Annotated in this window: 18 protein-coding genes; 8 read left to right on the top strand and 10 right to left on the bottom strand. The window is 67.1% G+C overall.

All coding sequences use genetic code 11. The annotated features are described in order from the left end of the window. The first annotated feature begins 11 nt into the window (after positions 1-11). Both Q0982_RS22290 and Q0982_RS22285 read left to right on the top strand, forming a co-directional pair. Positions 12-668: a DapH/DapD/GlmU-related protein gene (locus Q0982_RS22290; protein WP_299399918.1), complete on the top strand. Its 657-nt coding sequence runs from the start codon at positions 12-14 to the stop codon at positions 666-668. A gap of 90 nt (positions 669-758) precedes the next feature. Continuing rightward, positions 759-1,148, top strand: a complete 390-nt coding sequence (locus tag Q0982_RS22285; RefSeq protein ID WP_299399916.1) for a Crp/Fnr family transcriptional regulator — start codon at positions 759-761, stop codon at positions 1,146-1,148. 7 nt (positions 1,149-1,155) lie between these two features. Here the strand turns inward: Q0982_RS22285 and Q0982_RS22280 are convergent, their stop codons facing one another. Continuing rightward, entirely contained in the window at positions 1,156-1,638 is a 483-nt protein-coding gene (locus Q0982_RS22280; protein ID WP_299399914.1) for a GNAT family N-acetyltransferase, read from the bottom strand. Positions 1,639-1,690: 52 nt separating this feature from the next. After that, entirely contained in the window at positions 1,691-2,734 is a 1,044-nt protein-coding gene (locus Q0982_RS22275; protein ID WP_299399912.1) for a hypothetical protein, read from the bottom strand. A 262-nt stretch (positions 2,735-2,996) separates the two neighbouring features. Between Q0982_RS22275 and Q0982_RS22270 the strand changes: the two genes are divergently transcribed. After that, positions 2,997-3,545: a GNAT family N-acetyltransferase gene (locus tag Q0982_RS22270; RefSeq protein ID WP_299399910.1), complete on the top strand. Its 549-nt coding sequence runs from the start codon at positions 2,997-2,999 to the stop codon at positions 3,543-3,545. An 11-nt stretch (positions 3,546-3,556) separates the two neighbouring features. Here the strand turns inward: Q0982_RS22270 and Q0982_RS22265 are convergent, their stop codons facing one another. The 8 genes from Q0982_RS22265 to phnG form a co-directional block, all read right to left on the bottom strand. Beyond that, positions 3,557-4,750 (bottom strand): alpha-D-ribose 1-methylphosphonate 5-triphosphate diphosphatase, encoded by a 1,194-nt coding sequence (locus Q0982_RS22265; RefSeq protein ID WP_299399908.1) that lies wholly within the window; start codon positions 4,748-4,750, stop codon positions 3,557-3,559. Continuing rightward, positions 4,750-5,895 (bottom strand): alpha-D-ribose 1-methylphosphonate 5-triphosphate diphosphatase, encoded by a 1,146-nt coding sequence (locus Q0982_RS22260; RefSeq protein ID WP_299399906.1) that lies wholly within the window; start codon positions 5,893-5,895, stop codon positions 4,750-4,752. The genes Q0982_RS22265 and Q0982_RS22260 overlap by 1 nt, the downstream gene beginning before the upstream one ends. Further along, on the bottom strand, positions 5,892-6,581 hold the full coding sequence (gene phnL / locus Q0982_RS22255) for a phosphonate C-P lyase system protein PhnL (RefSeq protein WP_322097089.1): 690 nt from the start codon (positions 6,579-6,581) through the stop codon (positions 5,892-5,894). The genes Q0982_RS22260 and phnL overlap by 4 nt, the downstream gene beginning before the upstream one ends. A gap of 68 nt (positions 6,582-6,649) precedes the next feature. Then, the gene (gene phnK / locus Q0982_RS22250; protein ID WP_322097092.1) at positions 6,650-7,420 is read right to left on the bottom strand and encodes a phosphonate C-P lyase system protein PhnK; all 771 of its coding nucleotides are present in this window, start codon (positions 7,418-7,420) and stop codon (positions 6,650-6,652) included. Positions 7,421-7,425: 5 nt separating this feature from the next. Continuing rightward, entirely contained in the window at positions 7,426-8,397 is a 972-nt protein-coding gene (locus tag Q0982_RS22245; protein WP_299399900.1) for an alpha-D-ribose 1-methylphosphonate 5-phosphate C-P-lyase PhnJ, read from the bottom strand. Continuing rightward, positions 8,394-9,491 carry a carbon-phosphorus lyase complex subunit PhnI gene (locus Q0982_RS22240; protein ID WP_299399898.1) on the bottom strand — a complete coding sequence of 366 codons (1,098 nt, stop codon included), beginning with the start codon at positions 9,489-9,491 and terminating at the stop codon, positions 8,394-8,396. The genes Q0982_RS22245 and Q0982_RS22240 overlap by 4 nt, the downstream gene beginning before the upstream one ends. A gap of 3 nt (positions 9,492-9,494) precedes the next feature. Next, on the bottom strand, positions 9,495-10,163 hold the full coding sequence (phnH, locus tag Q0982_RS22235) for a phosphonate C-P lyase system protein PhnH (RefSeq protein ID WP_299399896.1): 669 nt from the start codon (positions 10,161-10,163) through the stop codon (positions 9,495-9,497). Next, a complete protein-coding gene (gene phnG, locus Q0982_RS22230) occupies positions 10,163-10,606 on the bottom strand; it encodes a phosphonate C-P lyase system protein PhnG (protein WP_299399894.1) in 444 nt (147 codons plus the stop codon). The genes phnH and phnG overlap by 1 nt, the downstream gene beginning before the upstream one ends. Positions 10,607-10,828: 222 nt before the next feature. Between phnG and phnF the strand changes: the two genes are divergently transcribed. The 5 genes from phnF to Q0982_RS22205 all read left to right on the top strand — a co-directional run bounded on the left by phnF (position 10,829) and on the right by Q0982_RS22205 (position 15,143). Next, a complete protein-coding gene (gene phnF / locus Q0982_RS22225; RefSeq protein ID WP_299399892.1) occupies positions 10,829-11,551 on the top strand; it encodes a phosphonate metabolism transcriptional regulator PhnF in 723 nt (240 codons plus the stop codon). A 267-nt stretch (positions 11,552-11,818) separates the two neighbouring features. Next, on the top strand, positions 11,819-12,703 hold the full coding sequence (locus tag Q0982_RS22220; RefSeq protein ID WP_299399889.1) for a phosphate/phosphite/phosphonate ABC transporter substrate-binding protein: 885 nt from the start codon (positions 11,819-11,821) through the stop codon (positions 12,701-12,703). After that, positions 12,703-13,524, top strand: a complete 822-nt coding sequence (locus Q0982_RS22215) for a phosphonate ABC transporter ATP-binding protein (RefSeq protein WP_299399886.1) — start codon at positions 12,703-12,705, stop codon at positions 13,522-13,524. The genes Q0982_RS22220 and Q0982_RS22215 overlap by 1 nt, the downstream gene beginning before the upstream one ends. Positions 13,525-13,573: 49 nt before the next feature. After that, positions 13,574-14,401: a phosphonate ABC transporter, permease protein PhnE gene (phnE, locus tag Q0982_RS22210; protein WP_299399883.1), complete on the top strand. Its 828-nt coding sequence runs from the start codon at positions 13,574-13,576 to the stop codon at positions 14,399-14,401. A 64-nt stretch (positions 14,402-14,465) separates the two neighbouring features. Beyond that, on the top strand, positions 14,466-15,143 hold the full coding sequence (locus tag Q0982_RS22205; RefSeq protein ID WP_299399881.1) for a class I SAM-dependent methyltransferase: 678 nt from the start codon (positions 14,466-14,468) through the stop codon (positions 15,141-15,143). Positions 15,144-15,147 lie beyond the last annotated feature (4 nt).

Genomic DNA, 15,147 nt, shown 5'->3' with positions numbered 1-15,147 from the left:
CGGCCCCGACCATGAGCGAAGCTGCCAAGCCTTTCGACGTGCAACGCCCGCCCAAAAAGATGCTGGGCGAGTCGCCGCTGATTCACGAGACCGCTACGGTCGTCGGCTCCACGCTCGGCATCTACACCGAGGTGGGCGCGCGCAGCACCATGATGGACAGCCGCTTCGGCGATTACAGCTACATCACGTCCGACTGCCATGTGATCGGCAGCGCGATCGGCAAGTTCTGCTCCATCGCCAATCAGACGCGGATCAATCCGGGCAACCACCCGACCTGGCGGGCGAGCCAGCATCACTTCACCTACCGCAGCCGCCAGTATGGCTTGGCGGAGGAGGATGACAGCGAGGTCTTCGCCTGGCGGCAGGCCCATGCGGTCACCATCGGCCATGACGTCTGGATCGGTCACGGCGCAACGGTTCTGGCCGGGGTAACCGTCGGCACCGGGGCGGTGATCGGCGCCGGTGCCGTGGTCAGCAAGGCGGTCGCGCCCTACAGCATCGTCGCCGGGGTGCCGGCAAGGCCGATCCGGCCGCGCTTCAACGCCCGGATCGCCGCGCGGCTGCAGGTTCTGGCCTGGTGGGACTGGGACCACGCCAAGTTGCGTCAGGCCCTGCCCGACTTCCGCAGCCTCAGCATCGAGGCCTTCCTGGAGAAGTACGGCGGCTGACATCCATCCAAAGCAAATCAATGCGCCGCAACAAAATCGTCATGCAAATCATGCATGGTGCGGCGGCCGCGATCAGGAGGGGGCAACGCCATGGAATTCCCGGAGCACAGGGACATGGACCTGACCATGCTCACCAGCATAGGGGTCAAGGTCCTACGGTTCGACGCAGGCCAGCACATCATCGAACAGGGGTCGGTCGGCACGGAGATGTTCGTGCTGCAGTCGGGCCGCGCCGCCATCGTGATCAATGGGGCGACCATCGAGGAGATCAATGCCGGCGGCTTCTTTGGCGAGATGGGCCTCGTCGACGGTGCGCCGCGCAGCGCCACCGTGGTCGCACTGGAGCCCTGCGAGGTCGTCCCGGTCGCCGAACGCAGTTTCCTTTTCCTCGTCCACGAGACCCCCTACTTCGCCCTCGACGTCATGCGCACCATGGCGGCGCGAGTCAGGCGCATGAACGAAAAGCTGCTGACGGTCTGAACGCGGATCAGGGCCGCTCGAGCCCTGCCGCCTCCGGCAACGCCAGGGTCATGAAGACGCTGTGGGGATCCAGGTGATAGTCGGCGAAGGGCGGACAGTATTCGAAGCCGAAGCCGCTGTAGAGCGCCCGCGCCGGGGCGAAGCCCTCCATGCTGCCGGTCTCCAGACTGAGCCGCCGGTAGCCGCGCTGCCGGGCCGCCGCGATCAGGTGTTCCAACAGCCGCCGGGCCACCCCCTTGCCGCGCGCGGCCTGCGCGGTGTGCATGGACTTCACTTCGCCATGCTCGGGCGAGAGTTCCTTCAAGGCCGCACAGCCCAGCAGCTGCGCATCCTCCCAGGCAGTCCAGAAGGTGACCTCCGGCACCCGCAAACCCTCCAGATCAAGGGCGTGGCGGCTCTCTGGCGGCGAGTGCTCGGCCATCACGTCCAGATGCGCCGTCAGAAGTGCTGCGATCTCGTGCCCACGCAGATCGTCTTCGCGAATGATCATGTCCTGTCGTATCGGCTGGTGTTCGAATGCGAATGAAACAGCGGAGTCGCTTCTAGAAGAATACTGCCTCGCGCCCGGCCGGTGCGGCAAACATTTCCGCGCCTTCGTGGCCAACGCCCGGAACCTCGACGATCCGCGTGCCGTGGCGGCCGAAGAGGCGGTCAAGATGGGCCTTGAACAGCCGGCCGCGCTCCAGGCGGTGACGGCCCTGTAAAGCCGCGGCGCACTTGCGGTTCAGGGTTTCGTGGTCGGGGTCGCTGTCGTTGCGCCCCAGGAGCAGGACCACATCGCGGTCCCGTGCCCGCGCCCTCAGGATATCCTTGCCCGCGCGCGCCATGAAGCCGTTCAACTGACCGAGCCCATACTGGTAGCGGTCGTACTTGGCGCAGTCCGCCGCCGACGGCACACCGAAGTCGCCGTCGAAGTCCGGCCCGGGCCGCTCCGGCCCCAGGTAGAGATAGGTGCCGGGGTTGGCGACGACGTAGCGCAGCCTGACCGAGGACAGAGCGGCCAGCGGCGCATGCCCCACCGCGAAGCGCTGGACGAACTGTCCGCCAGCGGAGTGGCCCGCCAGGGTGATCTTGTCAAGATTCGGAAACAGGCTGCGGTCACCGAGATGAGACAGCAGCCGCTCGACCGCGCCAAAGGAACTCATGCGCCCCCGCGGTAGACTGACGGAGGCATCGCCGTGCCGCCAGTTGCGGTTTCCTGCCCAGTAGACCTCGCCGGTGCGGCGGTGCGGCCGGTCATCGCTTTCGATGGAAAAGCCGGGGGCAACGACAAGGGTCCGCGTGCGCTCCCCCTCGATACCCGCAGCCGCCGTGATCATTGCAAAGTACTGGTGCGCATTGCGCCTGATGCCGTGCACAACGACGACGGCGCGGCGGATCTCAGGCGCCGCTTCGTCCAGGGCATGGCTGGTGTATAGCGGAAGCTGCAAGCCGCCCCCAAGGGGAAACAACGCCCAGCAGTCCGGCCCGCCCAGACAGGGCTCGGCGGCCCAGGCTGAACTCGGACTCAGCGCCGGCCCGGCGACCAGGGCGACAGCACCAGAAAGCACGAACCCGGCCAGGCCCCGCTGAACGGCCCGCAGCATCCCGAACACTTCGGCTTACCCCTTGTTGTCCGCCACATACGGCCGCGGCCGCTGCGGCAAAACTCCCCACAGGCATCATGGTCCGTCAGGCCGCCGCCCCGCGCAAGAGCGGAGCTGTGTCAACGGTGCCTATGCGGTTGCAGAGCCGGCGCGGCTTGTGTTTCAGGGCGGCCTCATCGAAGCTGGAATCCGCCGACGCCCTATGGACACCTCCAAGCTTTCGTCCACTCCCTCAAGAAAAGTGCCGCGACGAGAGAGACCCATGCCCAAAGAGCCTCTTCCTTCTGCACACAAGCGCATCGTCCTGCGCCGGCTGTGCCCGGGCGACCTTGCCGCCTTCCAAGCCTATCGCTGCGATCCGGCAGTCGGCCGCTTCCAGGGCTGGCAGGCGATGAGCGATGCCGAGGCCCGTGCCTTTCTGGCCGACGTGAACAGCGCCGCGCTGCTGCAGCCCGGCCGCTGGGACCAGATCGCCATCGCGCTGGCGTCAGACGACAGGCTGATCGGCGACATCGGTCTCTGCGTCGCCGAAGACGCCCGCGAGGCCGAGATCGGCTTTACCCTGGCGCTCAGCGCACAAGGCCAGGGCTTCGCGCACGAAGCGGTGACGGCGGCGCTGCGCCTGGTCTTTGCCCAGACCGCGGTCGAGCGCATCGTCGGCATCACCGACACCCGCAACCTGTCCTCTCTGCGCCTGATGGAGCGGCTGGGGATGGAGAAGATCCGGACGCAGCAGGTGGTGTTTCAGGGCGAACCCTGCACCGAGGACGTCTTCGCGATGACGCGCGGCCAAGCGGCCTCAGAGCACTGATAACGGCGGCTTTACGCCACCCGGTCGCCCGCGGCGTAGACCGTGCGGACCACCGGGTGCCCCTCCACCAGGCGCACGCGCAGCAGGTCGGCGCGCTTGCCGACGGCAATCTCGCCGCGGTCGTCCAGACCGGCCGCTTTGGCCGGGGCGAGGCTCGCCATCTTCACCGCCTGGGGCAGAGAAAGACCGATGTCATCCTCGGTCAGACGCAGGGTCGCCGAGAGCATGGAGACCGGCACGTAGTCGGAGGCGAGGATGTCGAGCAGCCCGGCCTTCACCAGCGCGACGGCCGAGACATTGCCGGTCTGGGAGCCGCCTTTCACGACATTGGGCGCCCCCATGATGGTGGCCATGCCGCATTCCCGTGCCGCCTCGGCAGCGACCAGGGTGGTGGGGAACTCCGAGAGCGCCATGCCCAGGTGGGCGGCTTCTTCCACGTGCTCCAGGGTCTCGTCGTCGTGGGCGGCAACCGGAATGCCCCGCGCGTGCGCCATGCGGCAGATGGCGGCGCGGTAGGTGGGCGCGAAGGTGCGCGAGGCCTCGGCATCGCGGCGGAAGCGCTCGTCCACCTGCTGCGGCGGCACGTGGAACAGCTTGATCAGGATCTCCCGGTACTTCTCCGCATCGGGGAACTGGCGCTGGCCGACCGTGTGCTCCATGACCGAGACCAGCCGCAGCAGCGGGTGGTCCATGTGGGGTTCCACCTGGTCCAGCAGGGTCGGGTCGGTCACTTCGCAGCGCAGATGCAGGAAGTGCTGGCTGCGAAAGAGGCCGAGGGTCTCTCCCTTTTCCACCGCCGCCATGATCTGGCCGAGCAGGTCGCGGCGCGTCTGGTCGGCATCGCGCAGGCCGACCACCAGGGAATCGAAGACCGTGGTGATGCCGGCGGCGGCAACCTGGGCGTCATGGGCGATGGCGGCCTCCAGCGGGTCCCACTGGACGCCCGGGCGCGGCACCGCGTGGCGCTCGCAGTGGTCGGTGTGGAGGTCGACGAGCCCGGGCAACAACAATTCGCCCTGGCAATCGATGGCGCCCGAGGGCACTGCGCCGCCGTCCGCCACCTCGGCGATCCTGCCGGCCTGCAGGGTGACGGCCCCGCGGAAGCTGTCCGCCGCCGTCACCACCTGGGCGTTGGCCAGCACCAACGTCGGTTCCGCCTCCGCGGCCGGGCCTGCGTGTTCCTCGAGAAGATGGTCCTGCAGCATTACATTACCCGCTTTCCGTCGCGAAAGACCGTGCGAACATGAGGCCTGTCGTCAATCATGGCAACCCTCAGCAGATCCGCCTTCAGCCCCGGGGAGAGGCGCCCGCGATCCGCCAGGCCAGCGGCCTGTGCCGGATTGCTGGTCACCTTGGCCACGGCCGGCGGCAGCGCCAGGTCGTGCGGCCCCCGGGTCAGGCGAAAGGCGGCCTGCAGCATGGCCGCCGGCACGTAGTCGGAGGCCAGGTTGTCCAGCAGGCCCTCCGCCGCCAGCTCCCCGGCGGAGACATTGCCGGAGTGGGAGCCGCCGCGGATCAGGTTGGGCGCGCCCATGACGACATGCATGCCGTGGTCGCGGGCGTGCCGCGCCGCCGCGGCGGTGGTGGGGAACTCGGAAACCGTGATCCCCAGGCCCGCGGCCTCTTCCACATGCGCCAGCGTCTCGTCGTCGTGGCTGGCGACCGCCAGCCCGCGTTCCCGGCCGCGCGCGGCCAGTTCGGCGCGGTTTTTCGGCGCCACGGTCTGCAGCGCGGCGAGCAGGCGGTCGATGTGGGCATCGGCCTCCGCCTCGGTCATCTTCTGGTTCTTCATGGTGCGCTCGCGAAAGCGCTGGACATCCGGGTACTGGCGGTGCCCGGGGGCATGGTCCATCAGCGACATCATGCCGACCGCAGCCTGGTCGGCCACGGAGTCGAAGAGGTCCACAACCCTTTCGTCGGTCACCTCGCAGCGCAGATGAATGATGTGATCGGCGCGCAGCATCTCCTGCGCCCCGGCCTGGGTCACCGCCTCGATCATCGGCGCGAGGATCTCCACGCGCTCCGGATTGCGGATGCTCACCCCGACGCAGATGCAGTCGTAGGCGGTGGTGATGCCGGCGGCAGCCATCTGCGCGTCATGGGCCATGACCGCGGTGACCGCATTCCAGCGCGTGCCCGGTCTCGGCAGAACGTGCTTCTCGAAGTGGTCGGTGTGCAGATCGATGAGGCCGGGCAGCAGAAAGTCGCCGTCCAGGTCTTCGGCACCCGGCACAGCGGTGCCGCCGGCGCTGATATCGCTGATCCGCCCATCCCTCACGGCAAGGCTGCCGTGCACGACCTCGTCCTCCAGCACCAGGCGGGCGTTGGAAAAAACCTTCTCCGCCGTCATGCCGCAAGTGCTCCCGTCTGGACGTCGAAGATCTTGTCGGCCACTGCAGCACGCACCTCGTCGTCGTGGAAGATGCCGACCACGGCGGCCCCACGGGCCTTGGCCTCCCGGATCAGGTCGATGACCACGGCGCGGTTGCCGGCATCGAGCGAGGCGGTCGGCTCGTCGAGCAGCAGGATCGGATAGTCGACCGCAAAGCCGCGGGCGATGTTCACCCGCTGCTGCTCGCCGCCGGAGAAGGTGGCCGGCGCCAGATCCCACATCGCCTTGGGGATGTTGAGCCGGGCCAGCAGGCCTTCCGCCTTCTGCCGCGCGGCCGCCAGGTCGCTCCCCAGGGCGTGCAGCGGCTCGGCGACGATGTCGCGCGCCGGAATGCGCGGAATGACCCGCAGGAACTGGCTGACGTAGCCCAGGGTCTCCCGCCGTACCGCCAGCACCCGGTGCGGGGCGGCGGTCGCCATGTCGACCCAGTCTTCACCGTGGCGCAGCCAGATATGGCCCTGGCCCGGCTTGTAGTTTGCGTAGAGCGAGCGCAGCAGGGTCGACTTGCCGGTCCCCGAAGGCCCGAACAGCGCAACGCATTCGCCGGCCGCAACCTGGAGGCTGAGGCCGGAGAACACCGGGATACGGGCGCCGCCCTGGACATGCAGGGTGAAGGTCTTGCCGAGGTCTTCGACGCGGATCACCGGGAGCCGCTCTTCCGTCTGGGACGTCTCGGACGCTTGGACCGATGGTCTCTGAGGGTCGTTCATGATCATACCTGTAACACGGAGGAGACCAGAAGCTGGGTATAGGGATGATGCGGGTCGTCCAGGACCTGGTCGGTCAACCCTGTCTCCACCACCTTGCCGTCCTTCATCACCATCAGGCGGTCGGCCAGCAAGCGCGCCACCGCCAGATCGTGAGTGACAATAATGGCGGAAAGTTTCAGTTCGCGGACAAGTCCACGCAAAAGATCGAGCAGGCGCGCCTGCACGGAAACGTCGAGGCCGCCGGTGGGCTCGTCCATGAAGACAAGGCGCGGTTTGGTGACCAGGTTGCGCGCGATCTGCAGACGCTGCTGCATGCCGCCGGAGAAGTGCTTGGGCGCATCGTCGATGCGGCCTAGATCCATCTCGACCTTCTCCAGCCACTCCTCGGCCGTGCCGCGAATCTCACCGTAGTGCCGCGCGCCGACCGCCATCAGCCGCTCGCCGACGTTGCCGCCGGCGCTGATGCTCATGCGCAGGCCATCCCGCGGGTTCTGCATCACCACGCCCCAGTCCGTGCGCAGCAGAAAGCGGCGTTCCGGTTCCGACAGGCTGTAGATGTCGGTGAGGCCGCGGTCGCGCAGGTCGTACTCGACGATGCCGTTGGTGGGAACCAGACGCGCTGAAAGGCAGTTGAGCAGGGTCGTCTTGCCGGAGCCGGACTCCCCGACCACGCCCAGCACCTCGCCGCTGTGGAGCTCGAAACTGACATCGGAGCAGGCCAGCAGCGAACCGAAGGCGTGCGAAAGGTTGTGCACCCGCAGCAGGGGCGACATGGCGTTCATGCTCCCTTCTCCGGCTGATCGGCCCCCACCGCAGCGGCATAGGCCGCCGCCGCAGAGCCGGAGAGTTTCCCGCTATGGCCCTCCGCCCGCCGGCGCGCACAGTAGTGGGAGTCGGAGCAGACGTACATCTTGCCGCCGCGGTCATCCAGGATCACCTCGTCCAGGAAGGTATCCTCGGCCCCGCAGAGGGCGCAGTTCTCCTCCCACTGCTGCACCTGGAAGGGGTGGTCGTCGAAATCCAGGCTCTTCACCTTGGTGTAGGGCGGGATGGCGTAGATCCGCTTCTCCCGCCCGGCGCCATAGAGCTGCAGGGCCGGATAGGAGTCGAGTTTCGGGTTGTCGAACTTGGGGATCGGCGTCGGCGACATCAGGTAGCGGTCGTTCACCATCACCGGATAGGAGTAGGAGGTTGCGATCTCGCCGAAGCGGGCGATGTCCTCGTAGAGCGAGACCTGCATCAGCCCGTACTCTTTGTAGGCATGCATCTTGCGGCACTCGATCTCCCGCGGCTCGAGGCTGCGCAGCGGCTCCGGCTGGGGCACCTGCAGCACCAGAATCTGGTCTTCCGTCATCGGGTCTTCCGGCACGCGGTGGCGGGTCTGAATGATGCTCGCCTCGCCCGTGGTCTCGGTGGTTTCCACATCAGCCGTACGGGCGAAGAAGCGGCGGATGTTCACGGCGTTGGTGGTGTCGTCGGCGCCCTGGTCGATGACCTTCAGGGTGTCGTTGGCACCGATGATGCTGGCGGTGACCTGCATGCCGCCGGTGCCCCAGCCATAGGGCAAAGGCATCTCGCGCCCGCCGAAGGGCACTTGATAGCCGGGCACGGCCACCGCTTTCAGGATGCAGCGGCGGATCATGCGCTTGGTCTGCTCGTCCAGATAGGCGAAGTTGTAGCCGTCCTCTGTGGTCTCTGCGGCGGCCGGGGCCGCCGTTTCGGCAACCGCGGCCGTCTGTGTGCCGGTCATTCCGCGGCCTCCATCTGCTCTTCGTCGTGGCGCCGGCGCAGGCTGCGGATGAGCTGCAGCTCCGACTGGAAGTCGACGTAGTGCGGCAGCTTCAGGTGCTGCACGAAGCCGGAAGCCTCGACGTTGTCGGAGTGATACAGCACGAATTCCTCGTCCTGCGCCGGATAGTCGACGGTCTCATCCAGCTCGCGCGCGCGCAGCGCCCGGTCAACCAACGCCATCGCCATGGTCTTGCGCTCGCAGTGGCCGAAAGCCAGCCCGTATCCCCGGGTGAACTGGGGCGGACGCTCGGCGGAGCCGGCGAACTGATTGATCATCTGGCATTCGCTGACGGTGATCTCGCCGATCTCGATGGGAAAGCCCAGTTCCTCCGGCTCGAACGCCACCGCGACCTCGCCCAAACGGATCTCGCCGGCAAAGGGGTGGTTGCGCCCGTAGCCGCGCTGGGTCGAGTAGCCGAGCGCGAGAAGAAAACCCTCGTCGCCGCGGGCCAGGTTCTGTAGCCGCATGTCCCGTTCGGCCGGGAACTCCATGGGCTCGCGGGTCAGGTCCGCGACCCGCGCCTCGTCGTCGGCCGCCACCTCTTCCTCGATCAGGCCCTCGTGGTTGAGGATGTCGGTGACGCGCGGGATGCTTTCGTCCACCGGCTCCTCCGCCATATCCACCTGCGGTGCACCGACCCCTTCCTCTGCCGCGAGGGCAAAGTCCAGCAGGCGGTGGGTGTAATCGTAGCTCGGCCCCAGGACCTGGCCGCCGGGCAGGTCCTTATAGGCGGCTGAGATGCGGCGCCGCACCGCCATCTTCGCGGTGTCGATCGGCAGCGTCGCACCGAAGCGGGTCAGGGTCGTGCGGTAGGCGCGGAGCAGGAAGATCGCCTCCACCAGGTCGCCCTGGGCCTGCTTGATGGCGAGCGCCGCCAGATCCCGGTCATAGAGCGAGCCTTCGGTCATCACGCGGTCGACGGCTAGCTGCATCTGTTCCTTGACCTGCGCCAGCGTCAACTCCGGCACTGCCGGGTCGCCGCGCCGCTCCTCGGCGATCACCTTGTGAGAGTTGAGGATCGCCTGCTCGCCCCCTTTGACTGCGACGTACATGGCCTAGCCCTCCACGAGAACGGTCCGGGGCAGGCCGACGATGCGGCGCCCCGAGGTGAAAAAGATGTCAACGCCGAGCGGAAACTGCGCGGCGTTCAAACGCCAGTCGTTCCAGAACCAGTCCGGAAGGCCGCCCGCCCGCAGGACTGCCTGCGTGGCGATGCCCGGTCCTTTCAGGACCCGCTCCGGTCCGCCCTCCAGGTCGGGCAGCTGAACCACGAGGGTCGCCGAGCGGTCCGGATACTGGTCGATGCCCTGGGCAAAGAGGCCGAGGCGCGGCATGTTCTCCGCATCGCTGACAAGCGCGAAGGCCGCTTCGTCCGGGCGCTCCACCAGGGCGCTGCCGCAGTGAAAGCGGCAATAGCTGCGCACCGGCGGGGTATCGGCGATCCAGTCGATCCACAGCGGCGTGTCGTAGTCGCAGAGGGTGAGCACGACAGCCGCCGTCGCAGGGTCCAGCGGGGTCGGCGCATCCAGCGCCGTCTCCAGGTCGACCGCCCGTCCAGGCCGCGCCATCGCGTCCAGAAGATGCCGAAAGAGCGTCTGGGACTCGTGAACCGGGTCGGCAAGGCCGGGCTTCAGGTCCGCTGTATCGATGCCCGCCCGCGCACCGCTGGACAGGACCGTGGTCTTATCAACCGTGGTGCCGTTCGGTGTTGAAGTGAGTGCCATCAGTCGTTCTCCCCGCGTACGAGGGTGAAGAAGTTGACCTTGGTGGAATTGGCCTTGCGGCTGCGCTCGTCGCGGCGGCGGTCGTAGGCCGCAGCCAGGGGCCGGATGACCTCCTCGTCCAGTACCGCGCGGCGGCCGCCATCCTGCAGCAGGGCATCGAAGATCGCGGCCAACTCCGCATGGCGCTTCGAGCGCCCCTGGACGTACCCCAGGCCGGTGGCGCCGCTGTCAACACGCAGAGCACAGCGCGTCACGGTCATCTGGCCGAGATTGAACTGGCCGCCGGTCCCGCCGCTGCGCGCGCGCACCATGACCATGCCGATCTCGGGCGGGCGCAGCCATTGAAAGGCCGGCCGCTCTTCGACCTGATCCCAGGCCTGCTCCAGCTCGGAAAGCTGCGCCTTTGCCAAAACGGACATCCAGCGCTGGCGTTCGGCCTGCACCGCCTCGGCGGGGACTCCACCCGGTGGAGACCCCGATCCGGGCAAAGACTCCAAACCGGCACCTTCAGCAGGAGCCCCTACCCCGGCGCCGTTCTCGGAACGCATTGTCATTAGACAAGTCCACAATTTGTCTAGACGTTGATACATCCGGAGGTTAGAATACCCTTCATGACCCTGTAAAGGGCTACTTGGTGAAACTTGCGTGACAGGAGAAGAGAGAGCATGACACTGCAGCGCCGCGCGGGCGTCGCTCTCTGGCGACAGATCGCCGAATCCATCGAGTCGGACATCAAGGAAGAGGTCTTCGACCGCGGCAAGAGACTGCCTACGGAGGCCGAGCTCGCCAGCCGCTTCGGCGTCAACCGCCACACGGTGCGCCGCGGCATCGCCTTTCTGGAACAGGAAGGCATCGTCAGGGTGGAGCAGGGCCGCGGTACCTTCGTCCAGGAGCGCGTCGTCGACTACAAGCTGGGCAAGCGCACCCGCTTCACCGAGAACATCCAAAAGCAGTCGCGGATCCCCTCCGGTGAATTGGTGAGGGCCCAGCTCATTCCCGCCGATGCCACCGTGGCCAAGCAGTTGCACCTGCGCAAGGGCGCGCAGGTCGCCCTGATCGAAAGTGTCGGCAAGGTGGACGGCCGTCCCATCTCCATTGCCGCCCACCACTTCCCGGCCAAGCGCTTTCCCGACATCATCGAGGCGTACAAGCGCGAACAGTCCGTGACCAAGGCTTTGGCGCAGTACGGCGTTACGGACTACACCCGCAAGGAAACCCGTATCACGGCGCGGCTGCCGACGACGACGGAGAGCCGGCTTCTCGAACTGCCGCGCAGCCAGCCGGTCCTGGTCACCGAGTCGGTCAACATCGATCCGGAAGGACGGGTTATCGAATACGGCTGGGGCCGCATGGCGGCCGAGCGCGCCCAACTGGTCGTCCAGCCCTAAAACCAAAGCCTTCCCGCCCTACACCCGCGCGGCGGCCCCGACCAAGGCCTCGACCAATGGCGGGCTTCGTCCAGCTTTTGTAACGGCAGCTTCACGGCCGCATCATGCGCGCGTCATCGCCCTTGCGTTGGAATTGACGTCAACGGTCAGGCAAAGCCCGCATTGTCGGGCTGCAAGCTCCGCCGCGCCGCAGCCCCGGGCCGACCCTGGGCCGACCCCGGGCCGAAGCGCAACCTGGCCATGTCGAAAGCAGGGGGAGTTTCCGCCATGTTGAAAACAGTCCTAAAGGCCGCCGGTCTCGCCACGGCCATTGCCGTCTCCGCAACCTCCGTACAGGCGGCGGAGACCGTCCGCTTCGCCGTCACCGACGTCGAAGGGCTGGAGATGCTGCAGCGCGAGTACGGCCCCTTCGCCGACGTGCTGCGCGAAGCAAGCGGCATGGAGGTCGAACTCTTTCCGGTCACCAGCCGCACTGCCGCCGCCGAAGCCATGCGGGCTGAGAAAGTCGACTTCGTCCTCACCGGTCCGGCCGAATACGTGGTCATGCGCAAGCTGACCGAGGCCTTTCCCGTCGTCGCCTTCAGCCGGCCCGACTACTTCTCGGCCATCGTTGTCATGGCCGACAGCGGCATCAACGCGCCGGCGGATCTGAAAGGCAAGTCCGTGGCCTTCAGCGACGTCGGTTCCACCTCCGGACATCTCGGACCGATGCAGTTGCTCGCCGACTACGGCCTCGACCCGAGCAAGGAATTGAAACCCCTGCATGTCCACCGCAATGTCGGCCATGAAGCCCTCAAGCGCGGTGATGTCGCCGGCCTTGGCGTGAACTACCGCAGCTGGACCGACAAGGTGCGCGCGAAGGACCCGGACCTGCCGGCCGGCGCCTTCAAGGTGATCGCCCGCGGCCCGGACCTGCCGAACGATGTCCTCGTGGCCGGTCCCCATGTGGACAAGGCCGTGGTCGATAAGGTGCGCACGGTTTTCGGCGAGCAGTCCGACGCGCTGGTGGCTGCGATCCTGGAAGGCGAAGAAAACCAGAAGTACGCGGGCATGAAGTTCCTGCCCGGCGTCCAGGATGCCGACTACCAGTACATCCGCGATGCCTATGCCACCATCGGCTATCCCCAGTACTCCGACTTCGTGGGCAACTGATGGCGCTTACCGCCGTCGATGCCGGAGAGGTCGCGGTCCGGGCGGTCCCCACGGGGACCGCTCGTCCCGGTTCGGACAAGACTGCACGCGATCTGGCCGTTCGTGGCCTCGCCAAGCGCTTTGGGGCGGCGGAGGTCTTGAAGGGCGTCGACCTCGATATCACCGCGGGCTGTTCGACGGCGCTGATCGGCGCCAACGGCTCCGGCAAGTCGACCCTTCTGCGCTGCTGTCTGCGGCTGCTGGAGCCGAGCCAAGGCAGCGTTGCGCTGCTGGGCCAGGAGATCACGGCGCTGCGCGGTGCGCCGCTGCGGCGGCTGCGTGCGCGGGTCGGTTTCGTCTTTCAAAAGCATAACCTGGTGCCTCGGCTCTCCGCCCTGACCAACGTACTGCACGGCGCCCAGGCGCGCCACGGCGGCCCGCGCTGTTGGTATCAGGGCCTTGCTCCCAGAACGCTGCGGGACGAAGCCATGCACTGCCTGGAAAGGGTCGGCCTGGCCGACCAGGCGGGCAAGCGCGCCGACCGGCTGTCCGGCGGGCAATCGCAGAGGGTGGCCATCGCACGGGCCCTGATGCAGCGGCCGCAGATGGTCTTTGCCGATGAACCCGTCGCCAGTCTCGACCCCGCCGCCGGCGAAGAGGTGATGAAGCTCTTCAGCGACCTGATGCGCGAGAAGAACGTCACCCTGTTCTTCACCTCCCACCACCTGCGCCATGCCCTCGACTACGCCGACCACCTGGTTGCGCTGCGCGGCGGCCGCAAGGTGATCGACGGCGCCAGCAGCGACCATGACATGGCGGCGCTGAAGGCGATCTACACATGATCGCGCGTTGCGTGAACCCCATTGGACGCCGTCAAACCGGAGCAGCGCTTTGACACCCGGCGGCCCGATCCCGGCGGCAGCGGCGGCGCGCCCGACGGCGGCGCTGCCGCCCCGCTTCGAACGCCCCGGGGCTCTGGCCTTTCTGATTTACGTCGTGGCGCTGGCGTTCTTCGTACTGGCCATCGAAGGCTCCAGGATCTCGGTCACCGGCTTCCTGGAAGGGCTGCCCCACATGGGCGACCTCTTCGTGCGCATGATCCCGCCGGACCTCAGCCGCATCGCGCCCATCGGGCAGGCCCTGCTGGAGACCTTCCAGATGGCTCTGGTGGGCACGGCGCTGGGCGTGGCGCTCAGCCTGCCTCTGGCAGTCTGTGCGACCAGCCGCCTCTCCCCCCACCCTGCCGTCTACTATCTCGCCCGCGGCCTGATCTCCTGGTTCCGCACGGTACCCGACCTCGTCTGGGCGCTGTTCTTCGTGGTGACCGTCGGCCTCGGCCCCTTCGCCGGGACCCTGGCCCTCATGGTCGACACCATGGGGTTCTGCGGCAAGTTCTTCGCCGAGGCGATGGAGGAGACCGAACCGGGACCGCAGGAAGCGCTCTCCGCCCTCGGCGCCAGCCGCAGCGGCGTTATCTGCTCCGCGGTCTTCCCGGCCGCCCTGCCCTCCTTTATCAACACCGCGCTCTTCAGCCTGGAAAAGGCGACACGGTCCTCGGTGGTCCTCGGGCTGGTCGGCGCCGGCGGTATCGGCATCGAACTGAAAGTCGCCATGGACCTCTTCGAATACCCGACGGCGGCGACGATCATCATCTGCATCTTCGCGCTGGTTCTGCTGGTCGAGCGCCTCAGCAGCTACCTGCGCCACCGCATCATCTAGGCAGAGCCGCAACGAAAGGCGGCCGCCGCTCTTGCCCATCATTACCTTGGAGGAACAGCCCGCGATGCCCAGCACTCTTCCCTCAGACGACTCGGCAACGGCCCACCGCGCCTGGGACCACCGCTGGCAGAGCGAAAGCGGCCGGGCGGACTGGCTGGACCCCGACCCTGACGTCGCGGCCTTGATTCCGACGCTGAAAGCGCGTGGTCTTTTGCGGGCGCTCGACCTCGGCTGCGGCGTCGGCCGTCACGCCTGCTATCTGGCAAGCCAAGGGCTGGGTGTTCACGGCATGGATGCCAGCCCCGCCGGCCTGGAGTTCGCGGTACGGCAGGCCAAGGACCACGGGCTTGCGATCGATTTTCGCGAAGGCCTGATGACCGACCTGCCTTACGAAGACGGCAGCTTCGACTATGTCCTTTCCTTCAACGTCATCTATCACGGTGACGGCGGCGTCGTGTCCCGGGCCATTGCGGAGATCCACCGCGTCCTGAAACCGGGCGGGATGTTCCAGGGCACCATGCTGTCGAAGCGCAACGCCAATTGCGGTGTCGGTACCGAGATCGCCCCCAACACCTTCGTCACTTCGGATTCCGGCGACGGGGACAAGAACCATCCGCACTTCTATTGCAACGCCACTGAGCTGCTGCGCCTGTTCGAGGACTTCGAGTTGCTCAGCCTCGCCGACAAGGAACACAGCCGCCCCGGGTCCTACCACTGGCATCTGGTGGCCGAGCGGCCCTGAAGCT

The sequence above is a fragment of the Pelagibius sp. genome, from assembly GCF_028281305.1.
Classification (GTDB): domain Bacteria; phylum Pseudomonadota; class Alphaproteobacteria; order Kiloniellales; family Kiloniellaceae; genus Pelagibius.
This window is presented reverse-complemented; position numbering and strand designations above follow the sequence as displayed.

Bases quoted from the DNA above. Each gene is read 5' to 3' on its own strand.
- Q0982_RS22290 (WP_299399918.1), top strand. From the start codon at position 12: ATGAGCGAAGCTGCCAAGCCTTTCGACGTGCAACGCCCGCCCAAAAAG.
- Q0982_RS22285 (WP_299399916.1), top strand. From the start codon at position 759: ATGGAATTCCCGGAGCACAGGGACATGGACCTGACCATGCTCACCAGC.
- Q0982_RS22280 (WP_299399914.1), bottom strand. From the start codon at position 1,638: ATGATCATTCGCGAAGACGATCTGCGTGGGCACGAGATCGCAGCACTT.
- Q0982_RS22275 (WP_299399912.1), bottom strand. From the start codon at position 2,734: ATGCTGCGGGCCGTTCAGCGGGGCCTGGCCGGGTTCGTGCTTTCTGGT.
- Q0982_RS22270 (WP_299399910.1), top strand. From the start codon at position 2,997: ATGCCCAAAGAGCCTCTTCCTTCTGCACACAAGCGCATCGTCCTGCGC.
- Q0982_RS22265 (WP_299399908.1), bottom strand. From the start codon at position 4,750: ATGCTGCAGGACCATCTTCTCGAGGAACACGCAGGCCCGGCCGCGGAG.
- Q0982_RS22260 (WP_299399906.1), bottom strand. From the start codon at position 5,895: ATGACGGCGGAGAAGGTTTTTTCCAACGCCCGCCTGGTGCTGGAGGAC.
- phnK (WP_322097092.1), bottom strand. From the start codon at position 7,420: ATGTCGCCCCTGCTGCGGGTGCACAACCTTTCGCACGCCTTCGGTTCG.
- Q0982_RS22245 (WP_299399900.1), bottom strand. From the start codon at position 8,397: ATGACCGGCACACAGACGGCCGCGGTTGCCGAAACGGCGGCCCCGGCC.
- Q0982_RS22240 (WP_299399898.1), bottom strand. From the start codon at position 9,491: ATGTACGTCGCAGTCAAAGGGGGCGAGCAGGCGATCCTCAACTCTCAC.
- phnH (WP_299399896.1), bottom strand. From the start codon at position 10,163: ATGGCACTCACTTCAACACCGAACGGCACCACGGTTGATAAGACCACG.
- phnF (WP_299399892.1), top strand. From the start codon at position 10,829: ATGACACTGCAGCGCCGCGCGGGCGTCGCTCTCTGGCGACAGATCGCC.
- Q0982_RS22220 (WP_299399889.1), top strand. From the start codon at position 11,819: ATGTTGAAAACAGTCCTAAAGGCCGCCGGTCTCGCCACGGCCATTGCC.
- Q0982_RS22215 (WP_299399886.1), top strand. From the start codon at position 12,703: ATGGCGCTTACCGCCGTCGATGCCGGAGAGGTCGCGGTCCGGGCGGTC.
- Q0982_RS22205 (WP_299399881.1), top strand. From the start codon at position 14,466: ATGCCCAGCACTCTTCCCTCAGACGACTCGGCAACGGCCCACCGCGCC.